The 13929-nt window shown below is 35.8% G+C and carries 13 protein-coding genes; all 13 read left to right on the forward strand.

The window, feature by feature from the left end; translation table 11 throughout:
• The coding region (locus tag WA010_RS05625; protein ID WP_422556166.1) for a TolC family protein at positions 1 to 330 on the forward strand (330 nt) is incomplete at its 5' end.
• Positions 327 to 1910, forward strand: coding sequence for a GT4 family glycosyltransferase PelF (gene pelF / locus WA010_RS05630; RefSeq protein ID WP_422556167.1), 1584 nt, complete (start codon positions 327 to 329; stop codon positions 1908 to 1910). The genes WA010_RS05625 and pelF, both read left to right, overlap by 4 nt.
• Before the next feature lie 4 nt (positions 1911 to 1914).
• Positions 1915 to 3519, forward strand: coding sequence for a hypothetical protein (locus WA010_RS05635; RefSeq protein ID WP_422556168.1), 1605 nt, complete (start codon positions 1915 to 1917; stop codon positions 3517 to 3519).
• A gap of 11 nt (positions 3520 to 3530) precedes the next feature.
• On the forward strand, positions 3531 to 4481 hold the full coding sequence (locus WA010_RS05640; RefSeq protein ID WP_422556169.1) for a hypothetical protein: 951 nt from the start codon (positions 3531 to 3533) through the stop codon (positions 4479 to 4481).
• 35 nt (positions 4482 to 4516) lie between these two features.
• Complete coding sequence (locus WA010_RS05645) at positions 4517 to 6802, forward strand: hypothetical protein (protein WP_422556170.1); 2286 nt, start codon at positions 4517 to 4519, stop codon at positions 6800 to 6802.
• A complete protein-coding gene (locus WA010_RS05650) occupies positions 6792 to 7679 on the forward strand; it encodes a GNAT family N-acetyltransferase (RefSeq protein ID WP_422556171.1) in 888 nt (295 codons plus the stop codon). The genes WA010_RS05645 and WA010_RS05650 overlap by 11 nt, the downstream gene beginning before the upstream one ends.
• A gap of 31 nt (positions 7680 to 7710) precedes the next feature.
• Positions 7711 to 8616, forward strand: a complete 906-nt coding sequence (locus WA010_RS05655) for a GNAT family N-acetyltransferase (RefSeq protein WP_422556172.1) — start codon at positions 7711 to 7713, stop codon at positions 8614 to 8616.
• A 12-nt stretch (positions 8617 to 8628) separates the two neighbouring features.
• Positions 8629 to 9657, forward strand: coding sequence for an NAD-dependent epimerase/dehydratase family protein (locus WA010_RS05660; RefSeq protein ID WP_422556173.1), 1029 nt, complete (start codon positions 8629 to 8631; stop codon positions 9655 to 9657).
• Positions 9658 to 9703: 46 nt separating this feature from the next.
• Positions 9704 to 10969 (forward strand): Vi polysaccharide biosynthesis UDP-N-acetylglucosamine C-6 dehydrogenase TviB, encoded by a 1266-nt coding sequence (gene tviB / locus WA010_RS05665; RefSeq protein ID WP_422556174.1) that lies wholly within the window; start codon positions 9704 to 9706, stop codon positions 10967 to 10969.
• A complete protein-coding gene (locus WA010_RS05670) occupies positions 10969 to 11910 on the forward strand; it encodes a glycosyltransferase family 2 protein (protein ID WP_422556175.1) in 942 nt (313 codons plus the stop codon). The genes tviB and WA010_RS05670 overlap by 1 nt, the downstream gene beginning before the upstream one ends.
• Positions 11882 to 12613, forward strand: a complete 732-nt coding sequence (locus WA010_RS05675; RefSeq protein WP_422556176.1) for a polysaccharide deacetylase family protein — start codon at positions 11882 to 11884, stop codon at positions 12611 to 12613. The genes WA010_RS05670 and WA010_RS05675 overlap by 29 nt, the downstream gene beginning before the upstream one ends.
• Before the next feature lie 11 nt (positions 12614 to 12624).
• Positions 12625 to 13239: an acyltransferase gene (locus WA010_RS05680; protein WP_422556177.1), complete on the forward strand. Its 615-nt coding sequence runs from the start codon at positions 12625 to 12627 to the stop codon at positions 13237 to 13239.
• Positions 13236 to 13929 (forward strand): lysylphosphatidylglycerol synthase transmembrane domain-containing protein (locus tag WA010_RS05685; RefSeq protein WP_422556178.1); only part of this gene is annotated, 694 nt, incomplete at its 3' end. The genes WA010_RS05680 and WA010_RS05685, both read left to right, overlap by 4 nt.

A 13929-nucleotide genomic window follows, 5' to 3' on the forward strand; every position in this document is an offset into this window, starting at 1 on the left:
GAAGTTGAGAGAAAAACAGTTGAAGCGTTAAAAGAAAAGAATAATTTACTTCAAGCAGAGCGAGAGGTGATTTTAAGAGTTAATACCTTATATGCTAATAATGAGAGAGAAGCACGAGAAACACAGTTATTGATGGTTCAAAAAGAGCTTGCAGAACGTCAATCCAAAATCGCTCGTTCCCGCTATGAGAATGGACTTGATCCTTATTCTGTGTATGCTATTAGTATGAAAAGAGTTTTTGAGATTGAAGAAGAGCTTATTGCTGTACAGTCTCGTCAAACTCGTAATATGTATGAATTGCAACTATTTACCGGTGGTTTGGATCAATGAATGAAAATGGGGGAAAGATACATATTGTAATGAGTGGGGAGGGTACATACCCATTTGAAGTTGGGGGTGTTAGTGTATGGGCACACCTTTTGATTCAAAATCTTTCCCATATCGATTTTACACTGATGCCTATCATGATGCATCCCTATGTAAAATTAAAATATGAGCTCCCTTCCAATGTTGTCGATATGGTTAAAGTTCCGTTATGGGGAACAGAAGAACCCACTGAATATGTTAGGGATATAAAGTTTGCTTCCATATTTTATGGAAAACTTAGAACAACAGATGCAATTATAGAAGAACATTTTTTACCAATTTTTAGTGATTTAGTTGATTTTGTTTATAATATTAAAACGGATATGGATAAATTGGGTGATGTTATCTTTGATTTTTATAATTTTTTTCAAACGTATGATTATCATGTTACTTTTCGATCAAAGCTAGTTTGGGATACTTTTAAAGGTAAAATTAAAGAGATTTATATAGATGTAGTAGATGATGTTCCATCGGTTTATGATATGGTTGAAGCATTGCGATATTTATTTCGATTTTTTATTACTTTATTGCCTCCTGTTCCTCAAGCAGATATTTACCATTCATCAGCTGCAGCATTTTGTGGCTTACCTTGCGTAATAGCGAAAAAAATTCATGGAAGCCGCTTTTTACTTACTGAACACGGTATTTACATACGAGAGCAGCTGTTACAAGCGTCACGTATTAAGATGCCTCTTCGTACAAAAGAATTTTTAATGAATTTGATTACGATGGTTGCACGGATGAATTACTACCATGCGGATGTTATTTCTCCTGTGTGTGATTATAATAAGCGTTGGGAAATTAAATGGGGAGCGCAAGAAGATCGTATTCATACCATCTATAATGGAATTGATACAGATCGCTTTAAACGGCTTGACGTTGTCCGTTCTGGGCGACCTACCGTCGTGATGGTTGCACGTATTGATCCTCTTAAAGATATAGAAACTTTTATCCATACATGTGCTTTGGTCGCCAAAGAGATACCTGATGTATTATTTAAAATGTATGGACCAAAGTTGGATGATGGCTATTATGAAAAATGTGAGAATTTGGTAACAACACTGGATGTGCAAAGTAATTTTATTTTTGCCGGTTTGACAAGTAATCCTGCCGAAGCTTATAATGAAGGAGATGTTGTCATGTTGACCAGTATTTCAGAAGCATTTCCTTTTGTTGTCATTGAAGCTATGGCTTGTGAAAAAGTGATGGTTTCATCCGATGTAGGGGGGACGAAAGAAGTTCTAGAAGGATTCGGCTTTGTTGTTCGACCTAAAGACTATGAGCAATTTGCAGAAAAAGTTCTTTTGGTTTTAAACGATAAAGTGATGGCTGAAGAGATGGGAATTGCAGCTCGTGAGCATATTCTGAGTGGATTTACGATTAATGATGTCGTGACAAATTATCAGCATCTTTATCAGCGTTTGTATGAGATGGAGTCAACGGCAATAATAGGCAATCATGGTAGTAAATTAAGTCCAGTTGAACCGGATGAGTTAGAGTTGCAAGATGATTTATCTGAATTATTAAATAGTAAAGATGAATAACAATATGAATGAAGCGGTTTATATAGGACCTGATCCAAAGATATTGCAACAAGTTAAAGCATGGCGTGAATTGTATGAACAAATTGTTGTTGAGAAAGGTAAACCGTTAAATAATTGGGAAGTAACGGCATTATTAGAAATTTATGGATTGCGGGATGTTGATGCAGCAGAACACGATGCAGCGGATCTTTTTGAATTAGGTCGATATTTGACACCATTCATTGAAGATTATAAATATGAAGTGAAAACATTTGAATTGGAAGTACCACCCTCCAAAGTGAAGCGGATTATACAAAATTATCTTGAAGGTATGGCATTTGCATTACCTATGCTTTTGCAAGTATTTTTTACTTTAGTGATTGGTTATGGAATTTGGTCCAGTTTGGAATTGGATGTTAGAACAGCTACAGCGATTGCAATGGGGACTTTTGCCGCATTGGTGGTTACCGGAGGCCCAGCACAAGCAATAGGGCGTAAAGGGCTTTTCTATATAAAGATGGAAGAGTATAATCTAGCATATAAAATTACTAAGAAATTATTTCGCTATTTTGTGGTTCAAATCGCTATTGTCGGTCTTTTAGTTTTAGTCTTTAACCTCTTTTTTCAGTTGATACCGACCGACATGTTGTTTCACATGTTTGTGTATTATATTTTATTGTCACTGCTGTTTACTACTTTTGCCATTTTTTATATGATGGAGCTATACGGGACAATCTCTTTTTACGTACTTCTCGGAATTTTTCTAGTGTATCTGTGCCACTCTTTGATTTTTCATTTAGGTATTATTTATTCTCAAATCATTTCTTTAATCATTACAGATATTGTTGTGTTTTTTGATGCTTTTCGTAGAGTAAAAAAATTAACTGAAAAAAGTCGTGAAAAAGAAGGTGATGCAGAACCGAGACTTTCATTGCTGTTTTATTCATTGAATCCTTATATGTTATATGGGACTTTTTACTTTATGTTTTTGGTTACGGATCGTCTTTTGGCATGGAGTGCTATTCCATTTCAGCCTTATTATATCTGGTTTAACGTTCGTGATGAAATTGGGCTAGATTGGGCGTTGATCGTTTTGATTTTGCTTATTGGGTTGAGTGAAGTTATCATTTATGAATTTATGTATAGGGTTAATGAGGATATCATCTCTCACCCTTATTTTGAGGCTCGTAAATTCAATCGTCTTTACAGTAAATTTTTTATAAAATTTAATATTATATTTTTTATTATAGCAGTTTTTGTGATTCTTTTGGTTTATTGGAGTATTCGGTTATTACAGCAAAATACCGAGTGGGATTTTATCGATGTTTTTTTTGTTGATCCGACACCAATGATTTTTATTTTTGCGGCGATCTCATATGCTTTTGTTGCTAATGCATTGACTAATATTTTGTTTTTCTTTTCATATTCACGCTATATTTCGGTATTAAAAGGGATCATTTTTGGTCTTATAGTCAATTTTTTAGTTGGACTTCTTTTAAGTCGAATGTTAGGTTATCAATATGCGACAGTTGGGTTATTGGTTGGGTCAATTGTTTTTTGGCTGTTTGTTATCCGTTTTGGGAGAAAATTCTTCAAAAATTTGGATTATTATTATTATTCAGCTTATTAAAGGAGTTAAAAATGAAGCGTATCGCTTTTGTCATCTTATTGGCGGTCCAAATAATTGTTTTGGTGGGATGTTCAACCAAAAATGAGTCTCTTGAAAAAATGGAGAAAGAATTATTGGCTGAAAAATCGGTCATTATCTATGCCCTTCCTTCAAATGGAATACATCCGATGAATGAATGGACGTATTATGATCTTTTTAAAAAATTTCCTTTTGTCTCACCACAGGCCTCATTTGAGTACAAAGGAAAATTTTTACCCAACTTTTATGATGATATCAATGGATCATGGAAAGCTGTTGGTTTAGATAAAGTAGATTGGCAACGATTGTCTGAAACACCGGCTTCGTATGATATTATCCATATTCAGAGTATGGGAATTTCAAGTGCCGGAAAGTTAGAAAATGATTTTATGATGAATGTTTCAAAAGCGTATAATATTTCATCTAGCAATATGAAATTGTTAAGACAATGGGTAGAAAATGGTGGAGTTTTATGGTGTGAAGCAGGATTGTGGACAAGTCGTTTTGAAACATTTTATCCTAGCGGTGGTATTGATGATGCTAAAACCATGAGCCTTTTTTCAAAAGAGGGTAGTAGCATATTTGGATTACCGGTATCTCATCGTGTATTTCATAGTGCGTCGAGCGATATGGTCAATTATGAGACAAATACACTCAAACTAAAAGCAGCGGCATCTGCTTCGCAATTGACTGGTATTGAGAAAGTCATTTTTAAACCTACCAGTTTTATTGAGTCTTATCCGATTCTTAATGCAACACCTCTATTGGTAGATGAAAAAGGGAGCAGCTATGCTTCCTATGCTCTTTTTGGCAAAGGTATGATCATCACTATGGTTCCATCGCAGTATTGGAATGCTGAGGAAGATGGTGAGCTGTTTCGTTGGAAATTGCTTGGATGGGTGTTAGAGCGTAAAGGTCAAAAAATCTTTCCCTCTATTAAATAATAATGTACAGTAAAAATACTAATTAAAGAAGAGATATGCAGTATATAGATTATGTTTCTACACCGTGGGTATTTGGTGTATTGATTCCCAATTTTTTTAAAATGGCAATCATGATAGCTCTCTTCTTTTATTGGGTTCCATCTAAAATATTTCCACAAATCGGAATAAAAGATTGGTCCGATAAGGTTATGTTTAACGTTTTGTATATGCTTATTTATATTGAAATTATGATTCCTTTTATGCTTCTTTTGGGAATCTACAGCTTTCCTTTATTTTTAGTTGTTTTAGTACTAACTAAACTGGTGATGATGAAGTATTATCACAAGATTACACTCTCTATCTATTTTTTTAAGCTACATAATCACTTTATGACCACGATTTTAAATATTTTAGATAATCTTCCTGGCTATATAGAAAATAATAAACAACGGGTTCGGGGTGCTATACAGGCTAAAATCAACACATTCTCATGGGTTTTAGCGCTTGAGAAAAGCGTCTTGATCACACTGTTCATGTATCCTGTTTTTTTAATTACCTTAAGAGGATTTTTAACCTTTTCATACGGTGCACCTGATACGGCTCAATTTTTTGAGTGGGTTTCATTTCTGTATAAGGGAGAGCTTTTCTATGCCGGTAAAACAGCAGGGGCCGACTTTTATGGGACAACAATTTTTGTTTTTTTTATTTCCAATATAACCAATTCACCTATCCATGTTGTTTTTAGCCTCTATCCTTTTTTTACGGTATTGTTTTTAATGTTCGGTCTTTTCTATTTTGTCAAAAAATTTACCGATTCGGCTGCTTCAGGTGTATTTGCCGTCTTTTTTATAGGGGTTGTTCTAATGACTCCTTGGATTATTAATTTTGTCGGGCATCCGTACCTAACAACCAATCCGGAAGTTGCTGAATTTTTAGGGTTAAAATTTCATTTGCCATGGCCTATTGTATTTGATGATAATACAGATTTATACGGAATTGTCCCTTATTCACGAAATTCGTGCGGACTTCCTTATGAACTTGCATATATGTTTTTTCTTCCAAACCTCTATTTCTTTATCAAAGCTTTTTCCAGTGATGAGAAAAAATATGTATGGTGGTACGGTGTTACTCTAATTTTAGTTTTTACTTTCCACGGTGGGATTGCATTTTATCTGGTCGCTGCGAGTATCCCAATCACATTATGGGCTATTGTAAATGGAAAACTAACTTGGCAAAAATTAAAATTAGGACTTACAGCGATTGTATCCGCAGCAGTTATCGGTAATCTTTGGCTAGTATCAATTTTAGAATATGGGGGACTTGGGAATATCGGTGCGGCGGCACCTATTATCGATAGTACTTTGAAGCAGCTTGGATTACTTCGTAAATCAGCTGGTGCCGGTCAAGTCGAGCTTGGTACAGATGTGGTGGAGTTTGAACATTTACAGCTTCTTCTCCCTTCTCATGCCCTTTTGGTTTTTGCCGGAGTGGTGTTAGTATTGTTTTCTATATCAGTATTTTTCCGCAGACGTTATGAAATAGGTGCCTATGCACTTGTAGCAATCGGTGTTTTGTTTGTCTATTTTGCTACGGTTCTTGGGCTTCCGAAACTGGTTGACCCATCGCGGAACTTAGAAGCTGTGCTTTTGTCATGGTCCATCATCGCAGCACTTTTGTTTTATTGGTTTATCGCGTTTCCTTTAACTCGGTTAGTTCAATATAACGTTATACGTGGTATAGTTGTGTTAATTGCCTTTTCTGGTGCAGTGATGATTGCATGGATCGCTCCAAAATGGATTGAAACAACCAAATTTTGGAAAGAGCTCAACGATATGGAATACTCAGATTTTGCCTACAGTACCTATCAAATTAAACAAGATTTTGAGCCGTATACATGGACAATCGTATCCTATAACCCAGAATATGCTGAAGTTTTGACCAAAGGTTACCATGTCAATACTCAGGATTTTTTACGTGATTATGAGCCTTATGAACATTTTTTACGGATTCCGACTCCTACCATATTTTTCTTTGTTGAAACCCGTTCCCATGATTATAAAGGACTTGGTGAATGGTATTATAAATGGCGACCTGAAGTTCAGGAAAACTTTCAGACATGGCTGATGATGTACCAATTATCTCATCCTGAGAAATTAAAGGTTTATTATGAATCTGAACATTGTATTATTTATCAAATGGATAATAAACACTATATGAAAAAGTTAGAAGAAGATGCTAAGAAGAAAAAAGTGATGCATTTAAAAACAGATTATTTTGAAGAAAATAATTTTAATGGATCAAAAAATGAAGCTGATACTAAGGGAATAATAAATGGAATTTGAGCAAGTTTTTTCAACTCATTTTGTAGAACAATGGGGAAAGGCATACGAAGCGTTTTACCGATATCGACGAGAAGGAAATTTTTTATTAGTCCCTTCGTTGAGTGGAAAAACAACATGGTCTTATCTCCCAGGATTGACCTATACGGATGTAACGTTACAAGATGCGGAGCAACTTTTAAATGTAGCAGCGGGTAAACATTTTACAATTCGAACTTTAGACCCGCTAAAGAGCTCTTTCAAAGAAGATGAACCGGTTACCATGCGTATAGGAATTGCCGGAAAAACAAAAGAAGAGGTCTTAGCCAAGTTTGATGGTAATAAACGGCGTGGTATGCAGCGAGCTGATGAGAGTGGCGTCGTCTGTAAAATTGGGAATGATGTAAAAATGTTGAATGATTTTTTTTATCTATATACGAGTACGATGCATCGACATGGTTCACCTTCGATTGCCAAAGGGCTAATTGAAACTCTTCAAAAATACATTGAAGTCGATATTGTGGTAGCTTATATCGATAATATTCCGGCTGCGGCTTTACTTATTGTTTATGATAATGATATTGCATGGTGCCCTTATGGTGCAGCAGATTTGCACTATTCGAAGCTATTTCCCTATGAAACAGTTTATAGAGAAGCTATTTTTCATGCGATTGATAAGCAAAAATCAATTTTTGATTGCGGGCGTAGTCCCTATGGAGGTGGAACCTATAATTTTAAAAAGAGGTTGGGTGCTAAAGCCATTGGAGTGAGTATTTTAAAAGATATCGATGAAGATATTTATAGTAAATATGCTCTTGCCTCCAAAATTTGGCAGAGGTTACCTAAAAGATTGGTTGATGTTCTAGGACCTAAGCTTCGGAAATATATTGCTGATTCATAAGTATAATTGTATAGTGTAGGAGTGTAGTATCATGAATAAATCCGGACAACATCACATGAATATGGTTTTAACTCCTGCATTTGTCAAAAAATGGAAATTGGCGTATCAAAAGTTTTATGGATATAAGGAAATTGGAAATTTTTTAGCTGTTCCTTCATTGGGAATCGGTTACACTCTTGCGTATGTTCCAGGTTTGACTTATACTGATATTCATAAAGAAGAAGCCAACCGTTTGATTACAGAGGCACAAGATAATAAATACATCATACGTGCATTGGATCCATCAAAGCAAATATTTAAGCCGTTTGAACCGGTAACTATGCGTAAATGGATCGGAGGTGAGAGTCACGATAAAATTGTTTCAGCATTTCATTCGACAAAACGTCGAAATTTGCGCAAAGCACTGGAATATAATATGGACGTTCAAATTGGATGGACAGAAAAATTGAGAGAAGATTTTTATTCGTTGTATAGATTGACAATGTATCGTTTGGGGACACCTCCTTTGTCTAAAGAACTTTTTGTCTGTGTAGGTAATGAAATCGAAATCGAAATTACTGTAGCATACGTCAGCGGTAAACCGGCTGCAGGACTTTTAGTTGTTTATGATGAGGAAATTGCTTGGAATCCATATGCAGCATCTGATCGCCGTTTTGCTGATACATTTGCAAATGAAGTTGTTTACCGTGATGCAATGTTTCGTGCGTTTGATAAAGGAAAGAAAATATTTGATTGCGGGCGAAGCCCTTATGGTGGTGGAACGTATCAATTCAAGAAAAAAATGGGAGCTAAACCGGTTGGACTGGCCTATTTTAAAGAGAAAGAGGAGAATATTTATGCTAAATATTCTTTTGTTTCAAAAGTTTGGAAGCGTATTCCTAAATTGATTGCTGATGGTGTCGGTCCGAAACTGCGGCGATATTTGGCAGATTCATAAATAAGAGGGAAGATGATGGTATATAAAGATATTCAAGAGATATTACTAGCAAATCCAAAAACATGGCTCGTGACGGGATGTGCAGGATTTATTGGGTCAAATTTAGTAGAGACATTACTGTCACTTAACCAGAGTGTTCGAGGTCTTGATAACTTTTCAACGGGTTATCAACACAATCTTGATGATATTCAAGCATGTGTTACACTAGAGCAGTGGAATAGATTTTCATTTATAAAAGGTGATATCTGTGATTATGAACAATGTTTAGCCGCTACGGAAGGGGTAAATGTTATCTTGCATCAGGCAGCTTTAGGTTCGGTACCTCGTTCTATCAATGATCCGATTATATCGAATCACTCTAATGTTACCGGTTTTTTAAATATGCTTACAGCAGCAAAAAATAATGGTGTTAAACGGTTTGTATATGCTTCATCATCATCAGTGTACGGTGATTCGGAAGAATTGCCTAAAGTGGAATCGAGAACGGGCAATTTACTTTCTCCGTATGCGGTTACGAAGTATGTAAATGAATTGTATGCAGGGGTATTCCGCCGTTGTTATAGTATGGAACCGATTGGATTGCGCTATTTTAATGTATTTGGAAAACGACAAGATCCTGATGGAGCTTATGCCGCTGTTATTCCTAAATGGGTCAGTGCATTAATTAAGAAAGAAGACGTATTTATCAACGGTGATGGGGAAACCAGTCGTGATTTTACCTATATTCAAAATGTTGTGCAAGCTAATATTTTAGCAGGAATGACTGAGAATGAAGAAGCATTTGGTCGTGCTTTTAATACAGCGGTCGGTGGAAGAAATACACTGAATGAGTTATACCATGCCATTGTGGGAGAATTAGCAGTTCATAATGAGGAGTTTGTCAAAGTTGATCCGATTTACCGTGATTTTCGTGCAGGGGATATACGGCATTCAAATGCCAATATCGATGCTATTTCGGTATTACTTGGATTTGAACCAACACACACGATTAAGCAAGGTCTTGAAGCGTCTATAGTTTGGTATATAGAAAATTTAAAATAATTATGGATACAATCTTGTGTTATAAACAATAAAGGAACGTGATAGTATGTTAGAAAATGTAAAAATAGCCGTTATAGGTTTAGGATATGTAGGATTACCGTTAGCCGTTGAATTTGGCAAAAAGTTTTCGACGATAGGTTTTGATATCAATCAAAAACGGATTGCAGAGCTTCGTTCCGGATTTGACCGTACGCTTGAAATTGAAGATGATAAATTGAAAGATATCCCTTTGCTGTCATATACATTTAATACGGATGATATAAAAGATGCAAATATATATATCGTAACTGTACCGACACCGATTGATGAACATAAAAAACCTGATTTACGTCCTGTTCTTTCTGCCAGTCGAACGGTGGGAAAAGTATTAAGAGAAGGTGATATTGTTATCTATGAAAGTACAGTTTATCCAGGATGTACGGAAGAAGATTGTGTTCCATTGCTTGAACAAGAGAGTGGATTGGTATTTAATCGTGATTTTTATTGCGGATATAGCCCTGAACGGATTAATCCGGGAGATAAGGAACATACCGTTAGCAAAATTTTAAAAGTAACATCGGGCAGTACCCCTGAAATTGCTGATAAAGTAGATGCGCTTTATCGAACAATTATTGAAGCAGGTACCTTTAAAGCCAGTTCGATCAAAGTAGCTGAAGCAGCAAAAATTATTGAGAATAGTCAACGTGATGTTAATATTGCTTTTATTAATGAACTGGCACTGATATTTGACCGTATGGGTATTGATACATTGGATGTTCTTGAGGCTGCAGGAACAAAATGGAATTTTCTTAAGTTCAAACCGGGTCTAGTGGGAGGACATTGTATCGGAGTTGATCCTTATTATCTTACCTATAAGGCTGAAAGTCTTGGTTACCATCCTGAAGTTATTTTAGCTGGACGCCGTATTAATGATAATATGGGTATTGTTGTCGCTAATAAAATTATTAAAATGATGATTAAACGTGGAATTAAAATTGAAAGTTCACGTGTTTTGGTATTGGGTATTACTTTTAAAGAAAATTGTCCGGATATCAGAAATTCACGAGTCGTTGATGTGGTTGATGAATTAAAAGATTACGGGTGTCAAGTCGATATATATGATCCTTGGGCAGATAGTGAAGAAGTTAAACATGAATACGGGTTGGATCTTTTGTCTCATAATGAGTCTTTAGTATTTGATGAGTATGATGCAATCGTTTTAGCTGTTGCACATAATGCTTTTAAAGATTATGTTTATCCGGAAGCGAATGTTAAAATTATTTATGATATTAAAGGTGTTTTAGATAAAGCACTGATAAGTGGGCGGCTGTAATGGAGAGTAAAACGGTTCAAAAGTCTTTTTCTATTGTCATTCCGGTTTATAACGAAGGTAAAACTATCCAAAAAGTTTTAGAAACTCTTTATAATGAACTGAATACTTATGGTTATGCCGGACAATATGAAATCATCTGTGTTAATGATGCCTCTAAAGACAAGAGTGGGGAAATTCTTCGCGGAATTGAGTTTATTGTTTTGGCTGAACATAAAATCAATAAAGGATACGGAGCTGCACTAAAAACGGGAATCCGACATGCAAAAAATGATACGATTATCATTATGGATTCTGATGGACAGCATCTTGCGGAAGATGTACCGAAACTGCTTGAAGGGTATGAACTTGGGATGATGGTCGTTGGATCACGAAAAATTACCCAGACCCAAAAAAAACGGGTTCTTGGAAAAATGGTTCTCAATAGACTCGCTAATTTTTTGTTTCAGTATGATATTAAAGATCTTAACTCAGGTTTCCGTGTTTTTAGTCGAACTGAAACTATGCGTTATTTTCATGTTTGTTCTGATCGGTTTAGCTTCACAACTTCGCAAACATTGGCATATCTCTCTGATACCAAGCCGATTTTATACACACCTATCAATATTCAGCAACGTACAGAAGGGACAAGTTCTGTTAATTTTAAAGCAGGATTGCGTGCTATTTTGAAAGTCATGCAAATGGGGATGATTTTTAAGCCGCTTCGCCTGATGTTGCCAATGGTATTTTTCTTTAGTGGATTGACAGCGTTTTCTTTATTACGAGATTTGATAACCGTTGATATGACAGATACGACTTTAACACTATTTATCGCTTCGGTCATGCTTTTTGTTTTCGCGCTTTTATCCGATCAGCTTAGTACCATTCGACGTGAAATGTGGGGAGCAAATTTACGATTACGAGAAGGGTTGCTTCATGACAACGACGATAACAATCGACTATGAATTTGATTGGGGCGGAAGAGTCAAAGAAAGTAAGGCAATTGATCAAGTTACCTTACCTTTATTAGAGACATTACAAAAAGTAGATGCTAAAGCAACATTTTTTGTATCGGCTGAAACAGTAGCAAAAACATTACCTATGCTTCGTACGATTGTGGAAGCAGGGCATGAAATTGCTTCTCATGGCTTTCATCATGATTTGAAATACGATACACTTTCTCGTGATGAACTTCATTTGGAGATACGTTCTTCAAAAGAAACTCTTGAAGATGCATTGGGTGTGAAAGTTGTGGGATTCCGGACGCCACAGTTTCGTAAAAACCGCTATACGGAAGAGGTGCTTTCAGAACTAGAATTTTTGTATGACTCAAGCTCTGTAAACACTTCTTTGCAGGGGCGGTATCAAGAGCGACAGCATGAATTTGGTTTGATACCAGAAATTCCTGTTTCAACTATATATGGACGATTTCCTGCAGGTATAAAGTGGATTAATTTAATTGGAACTAAGTTTGATCCTTCTCCAATACGTGTTATTTATGTACATCCTTTTGATCTGTTAAATTTATCGGACACATTGCGTAGTTATTCGAGTAAAATATCACCGCTCGTATTGGCTTTTTATCTTGCCCGTATCGGTTCACCTTTGAACACCATTGCAAAAGTAGCACGTAATTCACATACATTGCATTCTTTGATTTCCAAATAAAAAGGTTTTTTATGAGTGATAGAATATGGCATAAAGGGGAGAAAGCTTTCCGAATAGCAAAGCCGATGTTATTAGCGATGAGCGGAGTATTGTATTTATTTCCACGGTTTTTGCTCAAAGAGTTATTTGAATGGACACGTGGGATCCCTGGATATCTTGGAGTAGCGGTACGCTATCCGTTTTTAATACGGTTATTTGGTTCGGTCGGAGATAATATAGCAGTGATGCATAACGTTACATTCGCGGGTGACGTATCGACTGCATCTTTTGGTTCTCATATTAGCCTTTGGAGTAATACTTGGATTGATTGTGATGGATTAAAAATGGGAAGCCATGTAATGTTATCACATAATTCGTCTATTATTTCTGCAGCACATGTGTATGATATTGAGGGTGTGATGATGAGAGATGCTGTTCTCCCTGGCCCAGTAATTATTGGTGATAATGTATGGATAGGAGCAGGTGCAAGGATAATCGGTCCGGTTGTGATTGGTAGTAACGTTATCATTGCCGCTAATGCATTAGTAACAAAAGATATTGAAGACAATTGTGTTGTCAGTGGTGTACCGGCAAAAATTATTAAAAGAATTGGTAATAATTATTCACCTATAAAGATATCAAAATGACACAATCTTCCAAAAAATGGATAATTTTTCTGTTAAAAACAATTTTAATGGGCGCTATAGTGTATTATATAGTGTCTGGAATTGATTTTGAGCAGTTTTCAAAGTCAATCTATGAATATGGAATTATACCGCTTGGGATTGGAGCAGCATTATTAGTTTTTAATGATTTCGTACAAGGGATGAGATGGCGTTATTTAACACGTAATCAGTGTTCTTTGATGGCATCTTTTGAATCAATTGTTGTTGGGGGATTTTTAAATATGATTCTCCCTGCTAAATTGGGAGAAGTCTCTCGATTGATTTATTTACGAAATATCTATAATTATCCTTTTAATTATGGGGTAGGTGTCATGGTTATTGAACGAGGTGCTGATTTATTTATGGTAGCTTGTTTTATGGCATTGGGTGCTGGGATGGCAACTGGAAATCTTACCATGGAATGGATTTCAATTTTTTTGATTTTCGGTATGATCGGGATTGTATTTTGGATTAAAAATGACCGAGGCGCATTGTTTATGAAGCTATTAAAACGGCTACCGTTTCGGCTTCTACGTACCTATTCAAAAAAAATAATACGATTGATCATAAAAGATATAGGTTCCGATAGACTTGGGAAAGTAATTCTTTATACCCTTGTTTTAAGAGGTTTTTATTTTATAACTGTGGCATATTTTTTAAATGGTGTTGCAT

Origin of the sequence: Sulfuricurvum sp. (assembly GCF_049305995.1) — a bacterium.
Taxonomy (GTDB): Bacteria; Campylobacterota; Campylobacteria; order Campylobacterales; family Sulfurimonadaceae; genus Sulfuricurvum.

What these genes read in the sequence shown, in the direction of transcription:
- WA010_RS05675 (WP_422556176.1), top strand. Translation starts at nt 11,882, where the DNA reads ATGACAACGACGATAACAATCGACTATGAATTTGATTGGGGCGGAAGA.
- tviB (WP_422556174.1), top strand. Translation starts at nt 9,704, where the DNA reads ATGTTAGAAAATGTAAAAATAGCCGTTATAGGTTTAGGATATGTAGGA.
- WA010_RS05645 (WP_422556170.1), top strand. Translation starts at nt 4,517, where the DNA reads ATGCAGTATATAGATTATGTTTCTACACCGTGGGTATTTGGTGTATTG.
- pelF (WP_422556167.1), top strand. Translation starts at nt 327, where the DNA reads ATGAATGAAAATGGGGGAAAGATACATATTGTAATGAGTGGGGAGGGT.
- WA010_RS05670 (WP_422556175.1), top strand. Translation starts at nt 10,969, where the DNA reads ATGGAGAGTAAAACGGTTCAAAAGTCTTTTTCTATTGTCATTCCGGTT.
- WA010_RS05660 (WP_422556173.1), top strand. Translation starts at nt 8,629, where the DNA reads ATGATGGTATATAAAGATATTCAAGAGATATTACTAGCAAATCCAAAA.
- WA010_RS05650 (WP_422556171.1), top strand. Translation starts at nt 6,792, where the DNA reads ATGGAATTTGAGCAAGTTTTTTCAACTCATTTTGTAGAACAATGGGGA.
- WA010_RS05640 (WP_422556169.1), top strand. Translation starts at nt 3,531, where the DNA reads ATGAAGCGTATCGCTTTTGTCATCTTATTGGCGGTCCAAATAATTGTT.
- WA010_RS05655 (WP_422556172.1), top strand. Translation starts at nt 7,711, where the DNA reads ATGAATAAATCCGGACAACATCACATGAATATGGTTTTAACTCCTGCA.
- WA010_RS05680 (WP_422556177.1), top strand. Translation starts at nt 12,625, where the DNA reads ATGAGTGATAGAATATGGCATAAAGGGGAGAAAGCTTTCCGAATAGCA.
- WA010_RS05635 (WP_422556168.1), top strand. Translation starts at nt 1,915, where the DNA reads ATGAATGAAGCGGTTTATATAGGACCTGATCCAAAGATATTGCAACAA.